Source organism: Xanthobacter wiegelii, from assembly GCF_043193855.2.
Lineage (GTDB): Bacteria > Pseudomonadota > Alphaproteobacteria > Rhizobiales > Xanthobacteraceae > Xanthobacter > Xanthobacter flavus_A.
Genome location: NZ_CM195529.1, coordinates 5,147,742 through 5,172,153, shown reverse-complemented (window position 1 = coordinate 5,172,153; position 24,412 = coordinate 5,147,742). Strand labels below are relative to the sequence as shown.

25 protein-coding genes are annotated in these 24,412 nt (G+C 67.1%); 23 read left to right on the top strand and 2 right to left on the bottom strand.

Annotated features, from left to right (window positions below):
* Positions 1–41: 41 nt before the first annotated feature.
* From V5F63_RS24185 to V5F63_RS24090, 20 genes are all read left to right on the top strand, one after another.
* Positions 42–851 (top strand): transporter substrate-binding domain-containing protein, encoded by an 810-nt coding sequence (locus tag V5F63_RS24185; RefSeq protein WP_209486659.1) that lies wholly within the window; start codon positions 42–44, stop codon positions 849–851.
* Between the two features lie 73 nt (positions 852–924).
* Positions 925–1,599 (top strand): amino acid ABC transporter permease, encoded by a 675-nt coding sequence (locus V5F63_RS24180; protein ID WP_209486653.1) that lies wholly within the window; start codon positions 925–927, stop codon positions 1,597–1,599.
* Entirely contained in the window at positions 1,596–2,255 is a 660-nt protein-coding gene (locus V5F63_RS24175; protein ID WP_209486647.1) for an amino acid ABC transporter permease, read from the top strand. The genes V5F63_RS24180 and V5F63_RS24175 overlap by 4 nt, the downstream gene beginning before the upstream one ends.
* The gene (locus tag V5F63_RS24170) at positions 2,233–2,958 is read left to right on the top strand and encodes an amino acid ABC transporter ATP-binding protein (RefSeq protein WP_209486645.1); all 726 of its coding nucleotides are present in this window, start codon (positions 2,233–2,235) and stop codon (positions 2,956–2,958) included. The genes V5F63_RS24175 and V5F63_RS24170 overlap by 23 nt, the downstream gene beginning before the upstream one ends.
* A gap of 236 nt (positions 2,959–3,194) precedes the next feature.
* Complete coding sequence (locus V5F63_RS24165; protein WP_209486643.1) at positions 3,195–3,749, top strand: F0F1 ATP synthase subunit delta; 555 nt, start codon at positions 3,195–3,197, stop codon at positions 3,747–3,749.
* Complete coding sequence (atpA, locus tag V5F63_RS24160; protein ID WP_209486636.1) at positions 3,749–5,281, top strand: F0F1 ATP synthase subunit alpha; 1,533 nt, start codon at positions 3,749–3,751, stop codon at positions 5,279–5,281. Before V5F63_RS24165 ends, atpA begins: the two co-directional genes overlap by 1 nt.
* 36 nt (positions 5,282–5,317) lie before the next feature.
* Positions 5,318–6,193: a F0F1 ATP synthase subunit gamma gene (locus V5F63_RS24155; protein WP_209486634.1), complete on the top strand. Its 876-nt coding sequence runs from the start codon at positions 5,318–5,320 to the stop codon at positions 6,191–6,193.
* Positions 6,194–6,226: 33 nt separating this feature from the next.
* The gene (gene atpD / locus V5F63_RS24150) at positions 6,227–7,663 is read left to right on the top strand and encodes a F0F1 ATP synthase subunit beta (protein WP_209486632.1); all 1,437 of its coding nucleotides are present in this window, start codon (positions 6,227–6,229) and stop codon (positions 7,661–7,663) included.
* A gap of 27 nt (positions 7,664–7,690) precedes the next feature.
* A complete protein-coding gene (locus V5F63_RS24145; RefSeq protein WP_168457145.1) occupies positions 7,691–7,924 on the top strand; it encodes a hypothetical protein in 234 nt (77 codons plus the stop codon).
* A 131-nt stretch (positions 7,925–8,055) separates the two neighbouring features.
* Complete coding sequence (locus V5F63_RS24140; protein WP_209486630.1) at positions 8,056–8,478, top strand: F0F1 ATP synthase subunit epsilon; 423 nt, start codon at positions 8,056–8,058, stop codon at positions 8,476–8,478.
* A gap of 306 nt (positions 8,479–8,784) precedes the next feature.
* Positions 8,785–9,228 carry a nucleoside deaminase gene (locus V5F63_RS24135; protein ID WP_209486628.1) on the top strand — a complete coding sequence of 148 codons (444 nt, stop codon included), beginning with the start codon at positions 8,785–8,787 and terminating at the stop codon, positions 9,226–9,228.
* Between the two features lie 66 nt (positions 9,229–9,294).
* Entirely contained in the window at positions 9,295–10,071 is a 777-nt protein-coding gene (locus V5F63_RS24130; protein WP_209486621.1) for a Crp/Fnr family transcriptional regulator, read from the top strand.
* A 167-nt stretch (positions 10,072–10,238) separates the two neighbouring features.
* Positions 10,239–11,669, top strand: a complete 1,431-nt coding sequence (locus V5F63_RS24125) for an ABC transporter substrate-binding protein (protein WP_394102862.1) — start codon at positions 10,239–10,241, stop codon at positions 11,667–11,669.
* A 140-nt stretch (positions 11,670–11,809) separates the two neighbouring features.
* Complete coding sequence (locus V5F63_RS24120; RefSeq protein WP_245327841.1) at positions 11,810–12,634, top strand: ABC transporter permease; 825 nt, start codon at positions 11,810–11,812, stop codon at positions 12,632–12,634.
* Positions 12,635–12,642: 8 nt separating this feature from the next.
* On the top strand, positions 12,643–13,518 hold the full coding sequence (locus V5F63_RS24115; protein ID WP_394030165.1) for an ABC transporter ATP-binding protein: 876 nt from the start codon (positions 12,643–12,645) through the stop codon (positions 13,516–13,518).
* A gap of 268 nt (positions 13,519–13,786) precedes the next feature.
* On the top strand, positions 13,787–14,122 hold the full coding sequence (gene fdxA, locus V5F63_RS24110; protein WP_394030163.1) for a ferredoxin FdxA: 336 nt from the start codon (positions 13,787–13,789) through the stop codon (positions 14,120–14,122).
* 7 nt (positions 14,123–14,129) lie between these two features.
* The gene (locus V5F63_RS24105) at positions 14,130–14,903 is read left to right on the top strand and encodes a ferredoxin--NADP reductase (RefSeq protein ID WP_394102863.1); all 774 of its coding nucleotides are present in this window, start codon (positions 14,130–14,132) and stop codon (positions 14,901–14,903) included.
* A 142-nt stretch (positions 14,904–15,045) separates the two neighbouring features.
* The gene (locus tag V5F63_RS24100) at positions 15,046–15,546 is read left to right on the top strand and encodes an SH3 domain-containing protein (protein ID WP_394030160.1); all 501 of its coding nucleotides are present in this window, start codon (positions 15,046–15,048) and stop codon (positions 15,544–15,546) included.
* 88 nt (positions 15,547–15,634) lie between these two features.
* Positions 15,635–16,705, top strand: a complete 1,071-nt coding sequence (locus V5F63_RS24095; RefSeq protein WP_394102864.1) for a YeiH family protein — start codon at positions 15,635–15,637, stop codon at positions 16,703–16,705.
* A gap of 83 nt (positions 16,706–16,788) precedes the next feature.
* Positions 16,789–17,733 (top strand): LysR substrate-binding domain-containing protein, encoded by a 945-nt coding sequence (locus V5F63_RS24090; RefSeq protein ID WP_394102865.1) that lies wholly within the window; start codon positions 16,789–16,791, stop codon positions 17,731–17,733.
* Here V5F63_RS24090 and V5F63_RS24085 read toward each other — a convergent pair.
* Complete coding sequence (locus tag V5F63_RS24085; protein WP_394102866.1) at positions 17,702–19,585, bottom strand: ABC-F family ATP-binding cassette domain-containing protein; 1,884 nt, start codon at positions 19,583–19,585, stop codon at positions 17,702–17,704. The two genes, V5F63_RS24090 and V5F63_RS24085, sit on opposite strands and share 32 nt — an antisense overlap.
* Positions 19,586–19,636: 51 nt before the next feature.
* Positions 19,637–20,926, bottom strand: a complete 1,290-nt coding sequence (locus V5F63_RS24080) for a ubiquinone biosynthesis hydroxylase (RefSeq protein ID WP_394030156.1) — start codon at positions 20,924–20,926, stop codon at positions 19,637–19,639.
* 205 nt (positions 20,927–21,131) lie between these two features.
* Here V5F63_RS24080 and tesB point away from each other — a divergent pair, with 205 nt between their 5' ends.
* The 3 genes from tesB (at position 21,132) to V5F63_RS24065 (ending at position 24,201) form a co-directional block, all read left to right on the top strand.
* Positions 21,132–22,007, top strand: a complete 876-nt coding sequence (gene tesB / locus V5F63_RS24075) for an acyl-CoA thioesterase II (protein ID WP_394030154.1) — start codon at positions 21,132–21,134, stop codon at positions 22,005–22,007.
* Positions 22,008–22,336: 329 nt separating this feature from the next.
* On the top strand, positions 22,337–22,675 hold the full coding sequence (locus V5F63_RS24070; protein WP_024276769.1) for a P-II family nitrogen regulator: 339 nt from the start codon (positions 22,337–22,339) through the stop codon (positions 22,673–22,675).
* Between the two features lie 29 nt (positions 22,676–22,704).
* Complete coding sequence (locus V5F63_RS24065; protein WP_209486590.1) at positions 22,705–24,201, top strand: ammonium transporter; 1,497 nt, start codon at positions 22,705–22,707, stop codon at positions 24,199–24,201.
* Positions 24,202–24,412: the final 211 nt, after the last annotated feature.

The window sequence follows — 24,412 nt, the reverse complement described above, 5'->3', positions numbered from 1 at the left end:
GATGGCGCTTAACGCGCCGCCCAAGGAGTTTCGGTCCCGCCATGCAGGCCACCCGCAGATCTTTCCTCTCCCGGACCCTGGCCGCAGCCGCTCTCGGCGGCGCGCTGACCCTCGGCCTTGCCGCCGCCCCCGCCCAGGCGGAAGCGCTCGATGACATCCTCAAGGCCGGCGTCATCAAGATCGCCGTACCGCAGGACTTTCCCCCGTTCGGCTCGGTGGGCACCGACCTCAAGCCCCTGGGCTATGACATCGACGTGGCCAACCTCATCGCCAAGGGCCTGGGCGTGAAGGCGGAGCTGGTGCCGGTGACGAGCGCCAACCGCATCCCCTACCTGCAGACCAAGAAGGTCGATCTCGTCATCTCCAGCCTCGGCAAGAACCCCGACCGCGAGAAGGTGATCGACTTCTCGGTGGCCTACGCCCCCTTCTTCAACGGCATCTTCGGCCCGGCCGACGTGAAGGTGGAGAAGGTGGAGGACATCGCCGGCATGACGGTGGGCGTCACCCGCGGCTCCGTGGAGGATCTGGAGCTGACCAAGGTCGCCCCGCCCACCGCCGACATCAAGCGCTACGAGGACAACAATTCCACCATCTCGGCCTTCCTTTCGGGCCAGGTGAAGGTGGTTGCGACCGGCAATGTGGTGGCCGCCGCCATCCTTGCCCGCAACCCGCCGAAGAAGCCCACCGTGAAGGTGCTCATCAAGAACTCGCCCTGCTTCGTCGGCCTGAACAAGGACGAGCCGAAGCTGCTGGAGAAGGTCAACGCCATCCTCACCGCCGCCAAGGCGGACGGCGCGCTGGAGAAGATCTCCGAGAAGTGGCTCGGCGCCCCGCTGCCGAAGGACCTCTGAGGACATCGCTCCCCGCTCGTGACCGGGCGGGGGGCGATCCACGGGCGCGGCGCCATCGGGGGACCAGCCGGACATGGCCTACAGTTTCGATTTCTCATCCCTGGCCGACTATGGGCCGGTGCTGGCGAAGGGGGTCGCCATCACCGTGGAGCTGATCGTGGTCGGCGGCACGCTCGGCGTCGGGCTCGGCATCGCCTGCGCCTGGGCGAAGGCGCTGGGGCCCCGCTGGCTCCGGCCGATCGTCTCGGCCTATGTGGAGCTGATCCGCAACACGCCGTTCCTGATCCAGCTGTTCTTCATCTTCTTCGGCCTGCCGGCGGTCGGCGTGGGGCTCACCGAGATGCAGGCGGCCATCCTCGCCATGGTCATCAATCTCGGCGCCTATGCCTGCGAAATCATCCGCGCCGGCATCGAGGCGACGCCGCGGGGCCAGTTCGAGGCTGGCGCGAGCCTCGCCATGAGCCCCATCCAGACGTTCCGTCATGTGGTGCTGGTGCCGGCCCTTCAGAAGATCTGGCCGGCGCTCAGCTCGCAGATGGTCATCGTGATGTTCGGCTCTGCGGTGTGCTCCCAGATCTCGGTGGAGGAGCTGACCTTCGCCGCCAACTTCATCCAGTCACGCACCTTCCGGGCCTTCGAGGCCTACATCGTCGCGACCCTCCTCTATCTCCTGCTGGCGGTGCTGCTGCGCCAGGTGATGCGGGGGCTCGGGCTGGTTCTCTTTCCCCGCCGGAGGAAGGCGACATGACCCAATTCACGACCTGGGACATCGTCTCCAACCTCCTCCTCGCCGCGCGCTGGACCGTGCTGCTCTCCATCCTCGCCTTCGTCGGCGGCGGCGTGCTGGGCCTCGTGGTGCTCTACTGCCGCATCGCCCGGAAGGTGTGGCTGCAACGGGCGGCCAATCTGTACATCGAGCTGTTTCAGGGCACGCCGCTGCTGATGCAGCTGTTCCTCATCTTCTTCGGCCTGCCGCTCATGGGCCTCGACGTCTCGCCCTGGGCGGCGGCGTTCGTCTCGCTGACGCTGTGGACCTCCGCCTTCCTCGCGGAGATCTGGCGCGGCTGCGTGGAAGCCGTTCCGAAGGGCCAGTGGGAGGCCTCCTCCTCGCTGGCCATGAGCTTCTTCGAGCAACTGCGCTACGTGGTGCTCCCCCAGGCCCTGCGCATCGCCGTGCCGCCCACGGTGGGCTTTTCCGTGCAGGTGGTGAAGGGCACGGCGCTGACCTCCATCATCGGCTTCGTCGAGCTGTCCAAGGCCGCCACCATCATCACCAACGCCACGTTCGAGCCGTTCACCGTCTACGGCTTCGCCGCCCTCATATATTTCGTGCTGTGCTGGCCTCTGTCGAAGAGCAGCCAGCTTCTCGAAAGGAAGCTGAATGTCGCTCATCACCATCACTGAGGTCCGCAAAAGCTTCGGCCAGAACGAGGTGCTGAAGGGCATCAACCTCGACGTGGCGGCCGGGGAGGTCATCGCCATCATCGGCAAGTCGGGTTCGGGCAAATCGACCCTTCTGCGCTGCGTGAACGGGCTGGAGACCATCAATGACGGCGCCATCACCGTCGCCGGCGCCCAGCTCCTGCCGGACGAGGTGCACCTGCGCGCGCTCCGGCTGAAGGTCGGAATGATCTTCCAGGGCTTCAACCTGTTCCCCCACCTCACCGCGGGGCGCAACGTGATGCTCTCGCCCATGGTGGTGAAGAAGGTGTCGCAGAAGGAGGCCGAGGCCGAGGCACGGGTGCGCCTCGAGCAGGTGGGCCTTGCCCACAAGTTCGATGCCTACCCCGATGAACTCTCGGGCGGCCAGCAGCAGCGCGTCGCCATCGCGCGGGCGCTCGCCATGAAGCCGCTCGCCTTGCTGTGCGACGAGATCACCTCCGCCCTCGATCCCGAGCTGGTGAACGAGGTGCTGGCCGTGGTGAAGAAGCTGGCCGAGGAGGGCATGACGCTGCTCATGGTCACGCACGAGATGCGCTTCGCGCGGGAAGTATGCGACCGGGTGGTGTTCATGCACCAGGGCCGCGTGCACGAGATCGGCCCGCCTGAAGATGTATTTGCGAATCCTCAGACGGCGGAGCTCAGGCAGTTTCTCGGCCAAAGCTGAGGCCCTGACGCGGGTTGCGTTACGGTCAAGCCTGACGCGGTGCGGCAATGCGGCCTATGCGCCATCCTCCCGTCATGTTGCCGCCTTGATCCGCCTGTGTTAGGCACTCCGGGATTTCGAGGGACGGGTTCAGCCCCCTCGCGAGGTCGCATAATTTTATTCCCAACAGATCAAGGGCTTGGGGAGAGGTGACGCAAGGTGCGTGACCGGCCCTGGAAGTCCGAGAGAGGTGCGGGGTGGCGGATACGATCGTGTCAGGCATGGCGGGGCGCTATGCGACCGCGCTGTTCGAACTGGCGAGGGAGGCCGGCGCCGTCGATTCCGTTAAGGCGGATCTCGATCGACTGTCGGCCATGATTGCTGAAAGCGCGGATCTGGCGCGGCTGGTGAAGAGCCCGGTCTTTTCGGCCGAGGAGCAGCTCAAAGCCATCACCGCGGTTCTTGGTCAGGCGGAGATTTCCGGTCTTGCCGGGAATTTCGTGAAGCTGGTGGCGCAGAATCGCCGTCTCTTCGCGCTGCCCCGGATGATTTCCGACTATGCCGCCCTCGTTGCCGCCCAGCGCGGCGAGACGACGGCGCAGGTGACGGTGGCCGCTCCCCTGAGCGACACCCACTTCGCCGCGCTCAAGGAAGCGCTGGCGCAACAGACCGGCAAGGACGTGAACCTCGACGTCACCGTCGATCCGTCCATCCTCGGTGGTCTCATCGTGAAGCTCGGCTCCCGCATGGTCGACGCCTCCCTCAAGACCAAACTCAATTCTATCCGGCATGCGATGAAAGAGGTCCGCTGATGGACATTCGAGCCGCTGAAATCTCCGCCATCCTGAAAGAGCAGATCCAGGGCTTCGGCCAGGAGGCCGAGGTCTCCGAGGTCGGTCAGGTGCTCTCCGTCGGTGACGGCATCGCCCGCGTCTACGGCCTCGACAATGTCCAGGCCGGCGAGATGGTCGAGTTCGAGAATGGCACGCGCGGCATGGCGCTGAACCTCGAAATCGACAACGTCGGTATCGTGATCTTCGGCTCCGACCGCGAGATCAAGGAAGGCCAGACGGTCAAGCGCACCGGCGCCATCGTGGACGCCCCGGTCGGCAAGGGCCTGCTCGGCCGCGTCGTGGACGCCCTCGGCAACCCGATCGACGGCAAGGGCCCGATCATGTTCACCGAGCGTCGCCGCGTCGACGTGAAGGCGCCGGGCATCATCCCGCGCAAGTCGGTGCATGAGCCCATGCAGACCGGCCTCAAGGCCATCGACGCGCTGATCCCGATCGGCCGCGGCCAGCGCGAGCTGATCATCGGCGACCGCCAGACCGGCAAGACCGCCGTGGCGCTCGACGCCATCCTGAACCAGAAGCCCCTGAACGCCGGCGACGCCCCCGAGAGCCAGAAGCTCTATTGCGTGTACGTCGCGGTGGGCCAGAAGCGCTCCACCGTCGCGCAGTTCGTGAAGGTGCTCGAGGAGCAGGGCGCGCTGGAATATTCCATCGTCGTCGCCGCCACCGCCTCGGACGCCGCGCCGATGCAGTTCCTGGCGCCGTTCACCGGCACCGCCATGGGCGAGTATTTCCGTGACAACGGCATGCACGCGCTCATCATCCACGACGACCTGTCCAAGCAGGCCGTGGCCTATCGCCAGATGTCGCTGCTGCTGCGCCGCCCGCCGGGCCGCGAAGCCTATCCCGGCGACGTGTTCTACCTCCACTCCCGCCTGCTGGAGCGCGCGGCCAAGCTGAACGACGCCCACGGCGCCGGTTCGCTCACCGCTCTCCCGGTCATCGAGACCCAGGCGAACGACGTGTCGGCCTATATCCCGACCAACGTGATCTCCATCACCGACGGCCAGATCTTCCTTGAGTCCGACCTGTTCTACCAGGGCATCCGCCCGGCGGTGAACGTCGGCCTCTCGGTGTCGCGCGTGGGCTCCTCGGCCCAGATCAAGGCGATGAAGCAGGTTGCCGGCAAGATCAAGGGCGAGCTCGCCCAGTATCGTGAGCTCGCGGCCTTCGCCCAGTTCGGTTCCGACCTCGACGCCTCCACCCAGAAGCTGCTCAACCGCGGTGCCCGCCTGACCGAGCTGCTGAAGCAGAGCCAGTTCGCTCCGCTGAAGGTTGAGGAGCAGGTGGCGGTGATCTTTGCCGGCACCAACGGCTATCTCGACCCGCTGCCGGTCTCCAAGGTCCGCGAGTTCGAGCAGGGCCTGCTTCTGGCGCTGCGCTCGCAGCATCCCGAAATCCTGGAAGCCATCCGTTCGTCCAAGGAAATCTCCAAGGACACCATGGAGAAGCTGACGAAGGCCATCGACGCCTTCGCCAAGAGCTTTGCCTGAACGGCGCCTGTTCCTCGAACCTGACGGACGGGCACGATGGCGAGCCTGAAAGACCTAAGAAACCGCATCGCCTCGGTGAAGGCGACGCAGAAGATCACCAAGGCGATGCAGATGGTCGCCGCGGCGAAGCTGCGTCGCGCCCAGATGGCGGCGGAAGCGGCCCGTCCCTATGCCGAGCGCATGGAGACGGTGCTGGGCAATCTTGCCGCCGGCATCATCGGCGGCGGGCAGGCGCCCGTCCTCATCGCCGGCACCGGCTCCACCCAGAAGCAGCTGCTTCTGGTGGCGACCGGCGAGCGCGGCCTGTGCGGCGCCTTCAACACCTCCATCGTCCGCCTCGCCCGCGAGCGGGCGCAGCAGCTGATCGGCGAAGGCAAGGACGTCAAGTTCTTCTGCATCGGCCGCAAGGGTTACGACCAGCTGCGCCGGGTCTATCCCGACCGCATCATCGAGCTGGTGGACCTGCGCTCCGTCCGCACGCTGAGCTTCAAGGATGCCGACGCCATCGCGTCGAAGATCCTCGCCCTGCTCGACCAGGGTGCGTTCGACGTGTGCACGCTCTTCTACGCCCAGTTCAAGAGCGTGATCTCGCAGGTTCCGACCGCCCAGCAGATCATCCCCGCCACCTTCGAGGCGCGGGACGCGGGCGCGGCCGGTCCGGACTATGAATACGAGCCGGCCGAGGAGGACATCCTCTCCGACCTCCTGCCCCGCAACATCGCGGTGCAGATCTTCCGCGCCCTCCTGGAAAACCAGGCGTCGTTCTATGGCTCGCAGATGAGCGCCATGGACAACGCGACGCGGAACGCGGGCGACATGATCAAGAAGCAGACGCTGATCTACAACCGGACGCGTCAGGCCATGATCACGAAGGAACTCATCGAAATCATCTCCGGCGCCGAAGCGCTCTGACCACGGCCTGGACGAGGACAAAGGACGACGAACATGGCGAATCCCACCGGACGCATTACCCAGGTCATTGGCGCCGTTGTCGACGTGCAGTTCGACGGCCATCTGCCGGAAATCCTGAACGCGCTCGAGACCACCAACCACGGCAACCGCCTGGTGCTCGAAGTCGCCCAGCATCTCGGCGAGAACACCGTCCGCACCATCGCGATGGATGCCACTGAGGGCCTCGTGCGCGGCCAGCCGGTCGCAGACACCGGCGCGCCGATCCAGGTGCCCGTGGGCGAGGCCACCCTCGGCCGCATCATGAACGTGATCGGCGAGCCGGTGGACGAGCTCGGCCCGGTGATCGGCGACGGCAAGCGCGCCATCCACCAGCCCGCCCCGTCCTACGCGGACCAGTCGACCGAGGCGGAAATCCTCGTCACCGGCATCAAGGTGGTGGACCTGCTCGCGCCCTATTCCAAGGGCGGCAAGATCGGCCTGTTCGGCGGCGCCGGCGTGGGCAAGACCGTGCTCATCATGGAGCTCATCAACAATATCGCGAAGGCGCACGGCGGTTATTCCGTGTTCGCCGGCGTGGGTGAGCGCACCCGTGAAGGCAACGATCTCTATCACGAGATGATCGAGTCCAAGGTGAACGTGGATCCCCACGAGCACAACGGCTCTGCCGCCGGCTCCAAGTGCGCCCTCGTGTACGGCCAGATGAACGAGCCTCCGGGCGCCCGCGCCCGCGTCGCGCTCACCGGCCTCACCGTCGCCGAGCACTTCCGTGACCAGGGCCAGGACGTGCTGTTCTTCGTGGACAACATCTTCCGCTTCACCCAGGCCGGCTCGGAAGTGTCGGCGCTGCTCGGCCGCATTCCCTCGGCGGTGGGCTACCAGCCGACGCTGGCCACCGACATGGGCGCGCTGCAGGAGCGCATCACCACCACCACCAAGGGCTCGATCACCTCGGTGCAGGCCATCTACGTGCCGGCCGACGACCTGACCGACCCGGCGCCCGCCGCCTCCTTCGCCCATCTCGACGCGACGACCGTGCTCTCGCGCTCCATCGCCGAGAAGGGCATCTACCCGGCGGTGGACCCGCTGGACTCCACCTCGCGCATCCTCTCCCCGCTGGTCATCGGCGAGGAGCACTACAACGTGGCGCGTCAGGTGCAGCAGACCCTCCAGCGCTACAAGGCGCTGCAGGACATCATCGCGATCCTGGGCATGGACGAGCTCTCCGAAGAGGACAAGCTCACCGTGGCCCGCGCCCGCAAGATCGAGCGCTTCCTCTCGCAGCCCTTCCACGTCGCGGAAGTGTTCACCGGCTCCCCGGGCAAGCTCGTGGACCTGAAGGACACCATCTCCGGCTTCAAGGGCCTGGTGGAAGGCAAGTACGACTACCTGCCCGAGCAGGCCTTCTACATGGTCGGCTCCATCGACGAAGCCATCGAAAAGGGCAAGAAGCTGGCCGCCGAGGCGGCCTGATCCCAAACACGCGGCGGAGCGATCGCGATGAACATCAAGATCGTCTGCCTCGTGCTCGGGCTGCTGGCCGGTGGCATCACCGGCTGGCTCACCCGGCCCCAGGTGGCGGAGTTGCGCCTCCCGGGCATCGATATCCGCGTACAGGGGGAGGGGCCGCGCGGCGGCCTCACTTCCGAGCAGACCCGCCACATCCTGCTCGCGGCCGTGGTGGGCGCGATCATCGGCCTGGGCGTCGGCTTCGTCGCCGACCGCCGCCGCTGACCGGACACGAGATTTCACGGAGCCGTCCGGCTCCTACCCATGGCGGAGCCGTTCCGCCGGCCTGATCCTCCCGAGGGCGGCCGGCAGGCTCCCGCGGGATCCCCGGCGGGGACGACCCGGAGATTGAACAGATGGCGACCTTACCTTTTGAGCTGGTCTCCCCCGAGCGCCTCGTCTTTTCCGGCGCCGTGACCGAGGTGATCGTGCCGGGCGCGGAAGGCGAGTTCGGCGTTCTGGCCGGCCATGCGCCCTTCATCGGCATGCTCAAGCCCGGCATCCTCACCATCAAGGCCGACGGCGGCGCCAAGCGCTATTTCGTCCGCGGCGGCTTCGCCGAGGTGAACCCGGCTGGACTCACCATCCTCGCCGAAGAGGCGAAACCGGTCGAGGAGCTTGATCTCGGTGCCCTCGCCCAGCAGATCCAGGACGCCCGCGAGGACGCGAACGACGCCACCGGCGACGACGCCAAGCAGCGTGCGGCCCGCCATCTCGCCGACCTGCAGCAGGTCTACGAGGCGCTGGAGCGCGACCGAAGCGGCGCCACGACGCACTGAGCCGTTCGGCGAGACAAATGAAGGGAGGCCCGGGCTGCAAGCCCGGGCCTTTTCTTTTGGGGTGACCTGTGGCGCGGGCTGTTGTTCCAATCAATGCGGCGTGGTCAGCTACGCGCTGCGGGGGATGCCATGACCGCTGCTGACGCGACGACGAAGAGGCGGCCCGAGCCGTCCGCAGGTGCCCCGAGCCGACGGAGCGTTGTCGCCGGACTTGCCGCCGGGGCCGGCAGCGTCCTGGCGCTCTTCCCATCCCCAACCCGCGCCGACGCGATGGTCGGGCCGCCAAGGCCCGGGGACGAGGACCTGATGCGCGAGGCCATCGCCCTGGCCGCTCAGTCGGACTTCCCTTTCGGGGCGGTGATCGCACGGGGCGGGACAATTCTGTCCCGTGGCCCCAATCTCGGCCGGCAGCTGAACGACCCCACCGCCCATGCCGAGATGGTCGCCATTCGCCGCTTCCTCGCCGCGCGGCCCGCCGAAGAATTGAAGGGGGCGACGATCTACGCCACGGCCGAGCCGTGCCCCATGTGCATGGGCGCGATTCTGTGGTGCGGCCTTTCTCGCGTGGTCTTCGGCGCATCGCTGGAGGAGGTTGCGGCGAAATACGGCCGCCAATCGCAGATCGGGCTCCCTGCCCTCGACGTTGCGCGGAGGATGGCCGATGCGGCGCCGTTCCTGAAGGTGGAGATCACCGGGGGCGTGCTGGGGTCCGAAGCGCTGGCGATCTTCGATAATAAACTAAAACGATAGACATTATATTATTATGGCTGGTATGCTTCTTGCGGCTTGGAAGTCGTCCAAACGGGAGAAACCTGCATGCAGCCCGCCCCCCTGCACGCCCAATCCGCGCCCCCCGCGTCCCCGCTTCTGGCTGGGTCCAACCCCGCGCAGGCGCTGCTGCTCACCGAGAACGCCGCCCTCACAAACGGCCCGCCCCTCCTCTTCCAGCGACTCACCGCCAAGGAGCGCGAGGAGGTGCTGCGCGAGGGCCAGAAGCGCGTCGTCTATCGCGGCAAGATGCTGTTCTCCCAAGGCACGCCGCACGATGGCATCTTCCTCATCGAGAGTGGCCGCATACGTGTTTTCTACATCGCGCCTTCGGGCCGGGAGATCACGCTGGCCTACTGGAGCGCGGGTAATTTCGTCGGCGGGCCGGAGCTGTTCGGGCAGGGGCAGCACGTATGGTCCGGCGTCGCGGCGACCAACAGCGTGGTGGTCCATCTCTCGGGCAAAACCCTGCGCCGGCTGATTGCCCAGGTGCCGGCTTTCGCCATCGGCCTCATCGAAGGCCTCACCTTCAAGGGCAAATGCTACTCGGCCCTTGCCCAGATGCTGGGCACGCGGTCCGTCACCGAGCGGCTCGCTCATCTGCTCATCCACCTCGCCGACACCTATGGCGTGAAGGAGGACGGTGCCATCGCCATCGGCTCGGCCTTCACCCACGCGGACCTCGCCCACATGGTCGGGGCCACCCGTCAATGGGTCACCATCAGCCTCAAGCGTTTGCAGGAGCAGGGGGTTCTCAGGGCGGAGAAGGCCAAGATCGTGGTCTACGACCTCGAGGCCCTCCACGTCATGCGGGGCGACCGGTAAGTCCGATAGCTGTTTGCGCGCAGCAATGCGCACGATGATGAAAAAGGAGGCGGGTCCGCAAAGGAGGCAACTAATCGACACCTCGGCCGCATCTTCCTTTGAACGGATCGAACCTGACACCCGAAGATCACCGTCGAGAGCCGTCTTAGCCCCGAGAGGTGGATCTGATGAACCCGTTTCGACCCAGCATTCTTCGCAGCATTGCCGTTGCCCTCGCCACATCGTGCGCCGTTCTCCCGGCGGCGGCGGAGACCATCACCTTCGGCATCGGCACGCAGGATACGACGACCAACACGGTGACCACCGGCGTCGTCATCAAGGAGCTGAAGCTTCTGGACAAGTACCTGCCGAAGGACGGCAAGTACGCCGGCGCCACCTACAACATCGAGTGGCAGAACTTCACCTCCGGCCCGCCCGTCACAAATGGCATGATGGCCGACAAGCTCCAGTTTGGCGGCATGGGTGATTATCCGCTGGTGGTGAACGGCTACACCTTCCAGTCCAATCCGCAGTCCAAGTCCCAGCTCATCGCGGTGGCCGCCTACAACATCTACGGCTCCGGCAATGGCGTGGTGGTGCACAAGGACTCGCCCTTTTTCGAACTGAGCGATCTGAAGGGCAAGGTGCTCAGCGTGCCGTTCGGCTCCGCCGCCCACGGCATGATCCTCAAGGCCATGCAGGACAAGAACTGGCCGGCCGACTACTTCAAGCTGGTCAGCCAGTCGCCGGAGGTGGGCTCCACCAACCTCCAGGAAAAGAAGATCGACGCCCACGCCGATTTCGTGCCCTTCGCCGAGCTGCTGCCGTTCCGCGGCTTCGCCCGCAAGATTTTCGATGGCGTCGAGACGAATGCCCCCACCTGGCACGGCGTGGTGGTGCGCACCGACTTCGCCGAGAAGTATCCGGAAGTCGTGGTCGCCTATATCAAGGCGGTCATCGAGGCCAATGACTGGGTCCGCAAGAACCCGAAGGAAGCCGCCGAGAAGATCGCCAAGTGGACCGGCATCGACAAGGAAGTCGTCTACATCTTCCTCGGCCCGGGCGGCATCATGACCATGGACCCCACCATCAAGCCCCAGCTGGTCGATGACGCCGCGCAGGACGCGAGCGTGTTGCAGAAGCTCGGCCGCATGAAGGAATTCGACGTCAAGGCCTGGGTCAACGACAGCTACGCCCGCCAAGCCTACAAGGAGTTGGGGCTCGATTACGAGGCGCAGCTGAAGAGCCTCGCCAATTACGAGATCTCCGGCGACGACACCTTCTGCAAGACCAAGATTTCCGAACCCCGCAAGGCCGGCGAGATCTGGGTGGAAGGCGAGGGCATCAAGCCTTATTCCAGCGCTGCCTGCACCCTGGGCGCCCTCGCCGAGCTGAATGCCGCCGGCAAGAAGGTCAACATGACCTATCTGTTCGACACCTCCCGCGGTATCAAGCTGTTCGCGACGGATGCCTTCTATGCGGTCTCCACCAAGGACGGGAAGACCGAGATCCAGCCCTTCATGCTGAAGGCCGATGCGGAAGCGGCGGCGGCCAAGGGCGGCGGCAAGGTGCTGCCCTTCCCCGATGCGCTGAAGGCCGCGTCCGCGGCGCGCGGGTGAGCGTCATGAGCAGCATTGCCGTGAAGGCCGCGCCCGTGAAATCCGCGACGCTCCACCTCGCCGGCGACGGCGGGGCGGCAGCCCGTCCCGTCGCGCCCGGTCATATCGTCCTGCGGCCGGAGCGGGAGGCGGTGGCGGCGATGCCGGCGCCGGACCGGTCCGTCGCGGGGCGCGCGCGGCGCTGGCTCAAGCTCAATGCCGGCACCATCCGCGCGACGCTGCTCGGGGCGCTGGCCATCGGCCTGTTCATCCTCGCCTGGCATGTGGTGACGGTGAACCGCATGTCCTTCTATGTGCGGTTCATCAACGTGCCCTCGCCCGAGCAGGTGCTGGAGAGCGCGCGCGCGGCCTTTTCCACCGGCGCCTTCCTCAACCACATCTTCATTTCCTGCCGGCGCATCTTCATCGGCTTCGCGCTCGCCGCTTTGGTGGCGGTGCCGCTGGGCCTGCTGATGGGGCGCTTCCAGTTGCTGAAGGAGTTCGTCTTTCCCGTCTCGGAAGTGCTGCGGCCCATCCCGGCCATCGCCTGGGTGCCCATGTCCATCATGCTGTGGCCGACCAACGAGGAAAGCATCGTCTTCATCACCTTCCTCGGCTCCTTTTTCCCCATCCTCATCAACACGCTGCATGGCATGGCCAATGTGGACGAGGTGCTGGTGCGCGCCGCCCGCTGCCTCGGCGCCACCGAGCGGGCGACCTTCCGCGAGGTCTATTTTCCCGCCGTGCTGCCGCAGGTGTTCACCGGCCTCACCGTGGGCATGGGCGTCGCCTGGGTCTCGCTGATCGCGGCGGAGATGATCTCCGGCCAGTTCGGCATCGGCTATTTCACCTGGGAGGCTTACTCGCTGGTGCAGTATCCGGACATCGCGCTGGGCATGATCACCATCGGCGTGCTCGGCCTCGCCTCCTCCTTTCTCATCCGCATCGCGGGCCGGGCGGTGACGCCCTGGTCGCGCGCCAAGTGAGGCCCGCCATGGCGATCCCCGCGACCCCGCCGGTGAGGACCGGCCTCATCGAGGTCACCGACTTCAACCTCGCCTATGACACCATCGACGGCGCCGTCATCGCGGTGCGCGATGCGGACCTGGTGGTGAACCCCGGCGAGTTCGTCTCCATCATCGGACCTTCGGGCTGCGGCAAGTCCACCTTCCTCAATGCGGTGGCCGGCTTCCTCAAGCCCACATCAGGCATGGTCACGGTGGACGGCGAGCCGGTGAAGGGGCCTTCCGCCGACCGGGGCATGGTTTTCCAGCAATATTCGCTGTTCCCCTGGAAGACGGTGCGGGAGAACGTGGAGTTCGGCCTGAAGATGCGCGGCATGGGCAAGTCCGAGCGGGCGGTCGCCGCGCGGACCCTGCTCGGCCTTGCCGGCCTGTCCGCGTTCGAGGACCATTATCCCGATCGCCTCTCCGGCGGCATGAAGCAGCGCGTGGGCATCGTCCGCGCGCTCGCCACCGGGCCGAAGGTGCTGCTGCTCGACGAGCCGTTCGGTGCGCTGGACGCGCAGACGCGGGTCATCATGCAGCAGATCCTCACCAACCTCTGGCAGCGGCTGGGCATCTCGGTGCTGTTCGTGACCCACGACATCGACGAGGCGATCTTCCTCTCCGACCGCATCTACGTGATGACCGCCCGCCCCGGCACCATCAAGGCCGAGGTGACGGTGCCCCTGCCACGCCCGCGCGACGCCGCCCTCCAGCTCTCCCCGGAATTCGTGCAGCTTCGGGCCGAACTCGGCGCGCTTATCCGCGAGGAGAGCCTCAAGGCCATGGGTGGCGAGCTGAACGAGGACGCGCTGAAGGGTCTGGCAGTGAACCTCAATGGGGCGAGCCTCGCCGAGGTCGTGTGAGGCTGGCGCGCCTTTGCCCTGTTGCCGTCGCGCCCTCCGGCTTGACCGGAGGGCCTGTCTTTCCACCCTCTCTGGCTTGGTAAGACAGGGACAAACGTTGGCATGGGTCCTCCGGTCGAGCCGGAGGACGACGGCGGTTGACGTGGCACTTTTCACATCTTCACGTATTCAAAAAATCCGCAATTAATTGACCCTGCAAGGCCTTAGTCCTCAAGGGCGCGGCACTCCCCGGCTAAAATAAAAATCGAACAACAACCGGACCTGCCCCATGGCCTACGTCGTCACCGACAAGTGCATCCGCTGCAAATTCATGGATTGCGTCGCCGTCTGCCCGGTGGACTGCTTCTATGAGGGCGAGAACATGCTCGTCATCAAGCCTGACGAGTGCATCGACTGCGGCGTCTGCGAGCCGGAATGCCCGGCCGCCGCCATCTCCGCCGACAGCGATCCGGCCGCCGCGCCGTGGATCGCGCTCAACGCCGAATATGCGGCCCTGTGGCCCAACATCGCCGAGAAGAAGGAGCCGCCGGCGGATGCCGCGCAGTGGATGAACGTGGACGGCAAGTTCGAGAGCGCCTTCTCCCCGGCGCCGGCGGACGCGTGAGGCGATCATGAGCAATTTGAACACCGAGACCGTGCTCGAGGTCCGCCACTGGACCGACCGCCTCTTCTCCTTCACCGCCACCCGCGACAGCGCCTTCCGCTTCAAGAGCGGCCAGTTCACGATGATCGGCCTCGACGTGAACGACAAGCCGCTGCTGCGCGCCTATTCGCTCGCCTGTGCGCCGCACGAGGAGCAGCTGGAATTCTTCTCCATCAAGGTGCCGGACGGCCCGCTCACCTCGCGCCTCCAGATGCTGCAGCCGGGCGATCCCGTCCTCGTCGGCCGCCGGCCCACCGGCACGCTGCTGCTGGGCAATCTCAAGCCCGGCAAGCGCCTTTATCTGCTCGCCACGGGCACCGGCCTCGCGCCCTTCGTGTCCATCGCCAAGGACCCGGAGGCCTATGAGCGTTTCGAGCACATCATCCTCGTTCATGGCTGCCGCGAGGTGGCGGAACTCGCCTATGGCGAGCAGGTGGTGGCGGACCTGAAGGCCCACGACTTCCTCGGCGAATATGCGCAGACGCAGCTGCTGCACTATCCGACCGTCACCCGCGAGCCGTTCCGCAATCGCGGCCGCGTCACGGACCTCATGGAGAGCGGCCAGCTCTTCGCCGACCTCGGCCTGCCGGACCTCGACGCCGAGCACGACCGGGTGATGCTGTGCGGCTCGCCGCAGATGATCGCCGATACCAAGGCGCTGCTCGAATCCCGCGATTTCGTGGAAGGCGCGGGCAATCGGCCGGAGACCTACGTGGTGGAGAAGGCCTTCGCCGAGCGCTGAGCGTTGCACATTGCAAAATCATGCAACGGGCCGGTAACGATCCGAAGCTAGGCTGTCGCGCCAGATCCCGATGATGGAGATGCTGGTGTCGATACGTTCTGAATTTGGATCGCGCCTGCGCGCAATGGCCGGAGCGGCTGTCATGCTGGCCGGCGTCCTCGCCGCCGGAGCCGCCGCGGCGGCCCAGCCGGCGGTGGCCGTGACGAATGTGAACCTTCGGGCAGGGCCGAGCACCAGCTTCCCCACCGTCGTCACGGTTCCGGCCGGCGCGGCGCTGCAAACCTACGGCTGCCTTGCGGACTATTCGTGGTGCGATGTTGCGCTCGGCAACGTGCGCGGCTGGATGGCGGCGCAATACATCAAGGTCGTGCCCTCCGCCGGTGCCTCGCCGGTGGTGATGACGGCGGCGGTGGCGGCGGGCCTCGGCATCGCGGCGGTGGCGTTCAACCAGTCGTACTGGAACACCCATTATGTGGGTCGCCCCTGGTACGGCCAGTGGAACCGCTATTACGGCCCCTATGCGCGCGGCCCTGTCGGCCATGTGGGCGCCACCAGCTGCCGCAATGGCGTCTGCCGTCATGTGGGCGCGACGCGCGGCCCAGCCGGCAACACGGTGGTGCGCCGGGGCGTGGTGGTGCGTTGATCGAATAAATCGATCAATTGTAGAAAAACAACTCGTTTGATCGATCCATGTCAGGGGGGCATCCTCGTCTCAAGAGGGACCCCCTGCCATGACCGACAAGCACCTGACCGATCCCGCGCTCATTCCCCCCGTTCCCCTGCCTGCCCCCGCATCGGGTGGCCCGCTGGTGACGGCCTTCGGCGGCATCCTGCCGGGCGTCGCCTACACGGTGGTGATCGCGGCGGCGGCTTATGCCATCCGCCAGGTTCCGGGCATGGGGCTCGTCAGCCCGCTCATCATCGCCATCGTCATCGGCATGGCGCTGCACAACATCTTCGGCACGGCGGCCATCATCAAGCCCGGCGTGAAGTTCGCGCTCCGGCGCATCCTGCGCTTCGCCATCGTGCTTTTGGGCCTCCAGCTCACCTTCGAGCAGGTGCGCTCGGTGGGCGTGGTGGGTTTCTCCATCGTCGCCTTCACCCTGTTCGCCACCTTCTTCGTCACCCGCTGGCTCGGCCGCGCCATGGGCGTGGACCGGCAGCTCTCCGAGCTGATCGCCGCCGGCACGGCCATCTGCGGCGCCTCGGCGGTGATCGCCACCAACACAGTGACACGCGGCTCGGACGAGGACGTGGCCTATGCGGTGGCCTGCGTCACCATCTTCGGCTCGCTCTCCATGCTGCTGATGCCGGCGCTGATCCCGTTCACCGGCTTCGACGCCCATGCCTTCGGCCTGTGGACCGGCGCCTCCATCCATGAGGTGGCGCAGGTGGTTGCGGCGGCCTTCCAGGGCGGCCAGCAGGCCGGCGAGTTCGGCACGGTGGCGAAGCTCTCGCGGGTGATGCTGCTGGCCCCCCTCGTCATCGGCCTTGGGGCTGCGGCGGTGATGCGGGCGCGCGGCGACAAGTCGGCCGGCCATGCGAGCCCCCCCATGCCGTGGTTCGTGTTCGGCTTCATCGCCATGGTGATGGTGGCCTCCAGCGGCTACGTGCCCCCCGAAGTGAAGATGCCGGTGGCCACCACCACCACCTTCCTCCTCGCCGTTGCGCTGGGCGCCATGGGTCTGGAGACGGACATGCGCAAGCTGCGGCTGAAGGGCGTCAAGCCCCTCCTGCTCGGCGCTGCCGCCTGGCTGTTCATCTCGGTGCTCAGCTTCATCCTCATCAAATCCTTCATGTGATACGAAGGCCCGTGAGCATGCCTCACGGGCCTTTTACATTGAGCCCGCGCGGCGTTTGAGCGGGGCAAGGGTGATCGGGCGGGATGACGCTGGAGCAACTGAAGGTCTTCGTCGCCGTCGCCCGCGCGCTCCACATGACCCGCGCATCCGAAACGCTGAACATGACCCAATCGGCCGTCAGCGCCTCTGTCGCGGCCCTTGAGGCCTCCTGCGGGGTCGCCCTCTTCCACCGCGTCGGACGCCGCATCGAGCTGACGGAAGCCGGGCGCGTCTTCGTGCCCGAAGCCGAGGCCGTGCTGGCCCGCGCCGGCGCGGCGGAGACCATCCTTGCCGATCTGTCCGGCCTCAGGCGCGGCCGGCTGTCCATCCACGCCAGCCAGACCATCGCCAATTACTGGCTCGGCCCGCTGCTCAACCGCTTCCACAAGCTTTATCCCGACATCGCGCTGGAAGTGGTGATCGGCAACACCGCGCAAGTGGCGTCGGCGGTGCGGGCCGGGGAGGCGGATCTCGGCTTCGTGGAAGGCGAGGTGGAGGAGGCGCTGCTGGCGCGGGTCACAGTGCCCGGCGACCGGCTGGTGCTGGTGGTGGCGGCCCACGATCCCTGCGCCGACCTCAAGGCCCTAACCCCGGCCGACCTCCTCGACATGAACTTCGTGCTGCGCGAGCCGGGCTCGGGCACGCGGCAGGTGTTCGAGGATGCCCTGCGTGTATCGGGGGTCGATCCGTCCCGGCTGAAGGTGGTGCTGGAATTGCCGTCCAACGAGGCGGTGGTGAGCGCGGTCGCCGCCGGGGCCGGAGCGACGGTGATTTCGGATCTCGTCACCGCCTCAGGCCTCGCCATGGGCACGCTGAAGCAGCTGCCGCTGACCTTGCCGGCCCGGCGGTTCTACGCCCTGCGCCACGCCGACCGCTACAATTCGCGGGCGGCGCAGGCGCTGCTGGCGCTGGTGCGCGAGCCGGAGGCGGCGCCCGAGGAGGCCCCGGCCGCGCCGCTCAGCCGCCCGCGGCCTCGAGCTCGGCGCTGACCTCCAGCCATTCCTCCTCCGCCTGCGCCAGCTTTTCGGCCACCTCGGCCCGCTCCTTGGCGAAGCGGGCGGCGTCGAGCGGCTTCGCGGCATGGAGCCCGGCGTCGGAGAGCTTGGCGTCCAGTCCCTCGATCTGCTTCGTCAGCTTGTCCACGGCCCCTTCCAGCTCACGGATGCGCTTCTTGAGCGGGCCGGTGGCGATGCGGCGGGGCGCGGGGGTGGAGGCGGCTTCCGCCTTGGTCTCGGAGCGGTCCTTGCGCCCCTTGTCGGTCATCCGGTCGCCGTCGGAGCGGGAGAGAACCTCGCTCTTGTACTGGTCGAGGTCGCCGTCATAGGCCTTCACCGTGCCGCCGCTCACGCGCCACAGCTGTTCCGCGCAGGCTTCCAGCAGATGCCGGTCGTGGGAGACGAGGATGACCGCGCCGGGGAAGTCGTTGATGGCCTCGATGAGCGCCGCGCGGGCCTCGATGTCGAGATGGTTGGTGGGCTCGTCGAGGATCAGCAGATGCGGCCCGCGGAAGGTGGCGAGCCCCAGCAGCAGTCGCGCTTTCTCGCCGCCGGAGAGGGAGGAGACCTTGGTGTCGGCCGTGCCGCCGGAGAAACCCATTTCCGCCGCCCGCGCCCGCACTCGCGCCTCGGGCGCGTCGGGCATCAGCTTGCGCACATGCTGGGCGGGGCTGTCGCCGGGAATGAGTTCGTCGATCTGGTGCTGGGCGAGGTAGGCGACTTCCAGCTTGTCGGCGCGCACGACCCGCCCGCTCTCCTCCTTCAGCCGGTCGGCGAGGAGCTTGGCGAAGGTGGACTTGCCGTTGCCGTTGGGCCCGAGGAGGGCGATGCGGTCGTCCTCGTCGATGCGCAAATTGAGGTTCTGGAGGATCGGCCGGCCCGGCACATAGCCCACCGCCACCTTCTCCAGCACCACGATGGGCGGGGAGAGCAGCTTTTCCGGATGGCGGATGGAGATGGCCGCCGCCTCCTCGCTCACCTGCGCGGCCAAAGGCTCCATGCGGGCGAGGGCCTTGAGGCGCGACTGCGCCTGCTTCGCCTTCGTGGCCTTGGCGCGGAAGCGGGCGACGAAGGATTCCATGTGGGCGCGCTGCATCTCCTGCTTCTTGCGCGCCTTCTGGTCCAGCAGCAGCCGCTCGCGCCGCTGCCGGTCGAACGAGGTGAAGCCGCCCTTGTAGAGCGTCAGCTTCTGGCCGGTGAGATGCAGGATGTGGTCGACGCTCTCGTCCAAGAGGTCGCGGTCATGGGAGATGAGGATCACCGTGCGCGGATAATGCGCGAGGTAATCCTGCAGCCAGAGCGTGCCTTCGAGGTCGAGATAGTTGGTGGGCTCGTCGAGCAGCAGCAGATCCGGTTCCGTGAAGAGCAGGGCCGCCAGCGCCACGCGCATGCGCCAGCCGCCGGAGAATTCCGAACAGGGCCGCTGCTGCGCGCTCTCGTCGAAGCCGAGGCCGGCGAGGATGGTGGCCGCCCGCGCCGGCGCCGCATGGGCGCCGATGTCGAGGAGCCGCATCTCGATCTCGCCCATGCGGTTGGGGTCCTGTGTGGTCTCCCGCTCATTGAGCAGCGCCGCGCGCTCCGTATCGGCGGCGAGCACGCGCTCGATCAGGCTGTCCGGCCCAGCCGGCGCCTCCTGCGCCACGCGGCCGATGCGGGTGCGGTTGGGCAGGCGGATGGCGCCGGATTCCAGCTCCAGCTCGCCCACCAGCGCCTTGAAAAGTGTGGTCTTGCCCGAGCCGTTGCGCCCGACCACGCCCACGCGGGCATTCTCGGGGAGCGCGACGGAGGCATGGTCGATGAGCAGGCGCCCGGCAAGGCGCAGGGAAATATCGTCGAGAACGATCATGCCCGGCTTTTCGCAGGCGAGGCCGGGCAGGGCAAGATGGCGAAGGCTCGACTAGAGGGCCTCGCCCCTGAGCAGCTTCGGCACCTCGCCGGTGAGGCCGGCCGCATCCTTGATGAACAGGCCCTTCAGGCGGGGCAGGCGGTCCACCAGCCCGAGGCCCACGTCGCGGATGGCGCGCAGGGCATCGGAATGGTTGGAGAACAGCCGGTTGAGCCCATCCGTCGCGACGCCCATGGCCAAAGTGTCGAACCGCCGCCAGCGCTGGTAGCGCTCCAGCACGGTGGGCGAGGCGAAGTCGAGGCCGACGCGGGCCGCGTCCGTCACCACTTCGGCGAGGGCGGCGACATCGCGCAGGCCCATGTTCAGCCCCTGCCCGGCGATGGGATGGATGACGTGCGCGGCATCGCCCACCAAAGCGAGCCGGTCGCCGACGAAGGCGCGCGCCATGGCGAAGCCGAGGGGATAGGCGCGGGGCTTGGTGACCGGCTTCACCCAGCCGAGGCGATGGCCGAAGCGCTGCTCCAGCTCCTCCTGGAAGATGGCGGAGGGCAAGGCGAGGAGCCGCTCGGCATCGGCGGTGCGCTCGGTCCACACCACCGAGCAGCGGTTGCCCGGCAAGGGCAGGATGGCGAACGGGCCGGCGGGGAGGAAATGCTCCTCGGCGCGGCCCTCGTGCGGGCGCTCGTGCTCCACCACGAAGGTGATGCCGCTCTGCCCGTAGCCCCATGAAACGGTGGAGATGCCCGCCATCTCGCGGATGCGCGAGCGCGCGCCGTCGCAGGCGACCAGTAGGCCGGCGCGCAGCGGCGCGCCCGAGGCGGAGGCCAGTTCGACACCGCCGCCCTCGCTGCGGAAGGATGTCACCGCCTCCTCGCGCAGGTCGATGCCGGCGGACCGGGAGGCCGCCACCAGCGCCTGCTGCAGATCGAGGTTCGGCACCATGAAGGCGAAGGGCTCGCCCGGTTCCACATCGCCGTCGAAGGTGAGGAAGGTGGGGCGCGCCACGTCCTTGGTGCGGCTGTCAGTCACCACCATGGTCCGCATTGGCTCGGCCTTGCCGGCAAGCTCCTGCCACACGCCGAGGCTGGTGAGCATGCGCCGCGCGCAGGCGGCGATGGCGGAGCAGCGCCCGTCATCCATGCCGGCCCGGGAGAGGGTGGGGTCGTAGAGGGTGATGTCGGCGTCGGGGCCGAGGCCCTGGCGCAGGGCGAGAGCGAGGCTCAGCCCGGCAAGCCCGCCGCCGACGATGGCGACGTCCGCCCGTTCCGCCTGTACGCGATCGGTGGCGGCCGGGTTGGCGGACCAGCCGGTCTCCGGAAGCGGTGCGTTCGGGGAGCCCATGACCTTCACTCCTGATGATTGTTCTCGTTGTACGCCGATCAAGGCCGAATGGCTCGCCTATAGGGGAGCTGGCTGACGTTTTGGGGTTGACGGTCGAGGCGTGGGCGTGGCGTCCTGCCCTCGACTGAACCGCGCGACCCGCATCCCGTTCCACCTTCTTGACGCTGCCGCCTTTGAGGCGCGCGGCGCTCGGCGAGCCCCCTGCATGACCGCCCAGAATCCCGACGTGGAGAAGCTCCTCGGCATCCTTGACCTCGAGCCGCTCGAGATCAACCTGTTCCGGGGTCGCAGCGTATCGCCCACCGGGGGGCGGGTGTTCGGCGGGCAGGTGATCGCCCAGGCGCTTGTCGCCGCCCGCCGCACGGTGGATGAGGCGCGGGTCACCCACTCCCTGCACGGCTACTTCCTGCTGGGCGGCGATCCCACCGTCCCCATCATCTACGACGTGGACCGCATCCGCGACGGCCGCTCCTTCACCACCCGGCGGGTGGTGGCGATCCAGCACGGCGAAGCCATCTTCAGCATGTCGGTGTCGTTCCAGAAGCCGGAGGAGGGCTTCACCCACCAGAGCCAGATGCCGGACGTGCCGCAGCCCGAGGAACTGCCCGGGGATGAGGTGTGGCGCGAGCGCCTGCTCTCCCGCTTTCCTGGCGCTGCCGGCCGCGACTGGATGGCCCACCGTCCGTTGGAGGTGAAGCCCACCAGCCTGGACATGTCCTATCTCGGGTCCCCGGGGGCGCGGCCGAGCATCTGGATCCGCGCCCGCGGCCCGCTGCCGGACGAATTGCCCATTCATCAGGCGGTGCTCGCCTATGCCTCGGACCTTTCCCTGTTGCAGGCGGCGCTGCTGCCGCACGGCAAGTCCGTGTTCGACACGGACGTGCAGGTGGCGAGCCTCGACCACGCCCTGTGGTTCCACCGCCCGTTCCGCGCCGACGACTGGCTGCTCTATACCCAGGAGAGCCCTGCCGCCTTGGGCGGGCGCGGATTCTGCCGGGGTGAGCTGTTCACGCGGGACGGCCTTCTGGTTGCTTCGGCGGCACAGGAAGGCCTCATGCGGCCGGTAACGCCGCGCGGATAGGCAGGCGGCGTTTTTCTGCGTTGCGGTGCGTCATCACGCAAGTGCGAACAGGACGTGTCGCTATCTTGGGCGTTAAGATTAAAAAATAGGCGTAAAAAGCGGCAAGCAGGCGGCGGAGCCCCTGTTGCGCGCGCCGTGGCGGAAAAATATGCACGGGACTCCCGGTGTCCGCTGCGCTCCCCCTCTCTTGGCACGGTAATTGATTCCGGTGTCCGCAGGCTTGCCAGCCGCGGCGCGGATCTCCCCGACCCGCTCGGCGAAGCCGCCGCGAGAAACGCCGCTCGGGCTTCATGGGAAGCGCAGCGGCATCAGGGGACAGGAACCGATCCATGAAGATCGTCATGGCCATCATCAAGCCATTCAAGCTGGAGGAGGTGCGCGACGCCCTCACCGGTATCGGTGTGCACGGTCTCACCGTGACCGAGGTCAAGGGCTACGGGCGTCAGAAGGGCCACACCGAGATCTATCGCGGCGCCGAATACGCCGTCAGCTTCCTGCCGAAGCTGAAGATCGAGGTCGCGGTGTCCGCCGACCAGGTCTCCAAGGTGGTCGAGGCGATCACCGCGTCCGCCAAGACCGGCCAGATCGGCGACGGCAAGATCTTCGTCATTCCGATCGAGCACGCCGTGCGCATCCGCACCGGCGAGACCGACGCCGACGCCCTTTGAGCCTCATCTCTTTCACGGAGCATTCATCCATGACGTCCAAGACGTGGTCCCGCGTGGGGGTTCCCGCGCTTCTTCTGGCGCTGGCGGTAGCCGCGCCGGTGCTGGCCCAGACGGCTCCCCCGGCGGCCGACGCCGCTTCCGCCGTTCCCGCCGCGGCAGCCGCCCCCACCGTGAACAAGGGCGACGTGGCCTGGATGCTCACGTCCGCGCTGCTGGTGCTGATGATGTCGGTGCCCGGCCTGTTCCTGTTCTACGGCGGCCTCGTGCGCGCCAAGAACATGCTCTCCGTGCTGATGCAGGTCGCCTACAGCGTATGCATCGTCGGCCTTATCTGGGTGCTCTACGGTTACTCGCTCGCCTTCACCGGCGGCTCGCCCTTCATCGGTGGCTTCTCCAAGGCGTTCCTGTCCGGCGTTACGGGCGAATCCCTCGCCGCCACCTTCTCGGTGGGCGTGGCCATTCCGGAGTGGGTGTACATCGCCTTCCAGATGACCTTCGCCATGATTACCCCGGCCCTCATCTTCGGCGCCTTCGCAGAGCGCATGAAGTTCTCCGCCGTGGTGCTGTTTGTGCCGCTGTGGGTGACCTTCGTGTACTTCCCCGTCGCGCACATGGTCTGGTACTGGGCCGGCCCGGATGCGATCGACGCCGCCGCCAAGGCTGTCGCCGCCGCCGCTGACGGCACCGCCAAGACCGCCGCGCAGGCTGCCCTCGATGCCGTGCTGGCTGACGCCGGCTACATCTTCTCCCTCGGCGCCATCGACTTCGCGGGCGGCACCGTGGTGCACATCAATGCCGGCATCGCCGGCCTCGTGGCCTGCATCATGGTCGGCAAGCGCCTGGGCTATGGCAAGGAGGCACTCTCGCCCCACTCGCTGACGCTCACCATGGTCGGCGCCTCCCTGCTGTGGGTCGGCTGGTTCGGCTTCAACGCCGGCTCCAACCTCGAGGCCAACGCCGTCACCGGGCTGGCCATGATGAACACCTTCATCGCCACCTGCGCGGCCGGCATGTCCTGGATGTTCGTGGAGTGGCTGGTGAAGGGTAAGCCCTCCATGCTCGGCCTCGCCTCGGGCATCGTCGCCGGCCTCGTCGCCGTGACCCCGCCGTCGGGCTTCGCCGGCATCATGGGCTCGCTGGTCCTCGGCCTGATCGTCTCCCCGATCTGCTTCATCTTCTGCACCGCCATCAAGAACGCGCTGGGCTACGACGACGCCCTCGACGTGTTCGGCGTGCACGGTGTGGGCGGCATCGTCGGCGCCATCGCCACCGGCATCCTGGTGAGCCCGTCCCTCGGCGGCACCGGCATCTACGACTACACCACCGGTGCGGTCGCGGCCTACGACATGACCGCCCAGGTCATCGCCCAGCTCAAGGCTGTCGGCGTGACCGTGGTGTGGTCGGGCGTCGGCACGGCGGTCATCCTGTTCGTGATCTCGGTCATCGTCGGCCTGCGTCCCTCCACGGACGTGGAGCGCGAGGGTCTCGACATCAACGAGCACGGCGAGCGCGCGTATCATTCGTGATCCTGGCGGGGCGGCCTCGTCGCCGCCCCGTGGTTCTTTAAAAGAGGGGAACCAAGAAGAACCCCGGCACCGTTGGTGCCGGGGTTTTTCTTTGCCCGCCGCAGCTCGAGAGCGCTGGCGCTGCGCCGATCTGCGGGCTTTTCCCGGCCCTCCGCGCCTGATAGAAGCCGCACCATGAGCGGATTTCCTCATGATCGCGGGGCCCTGCCTC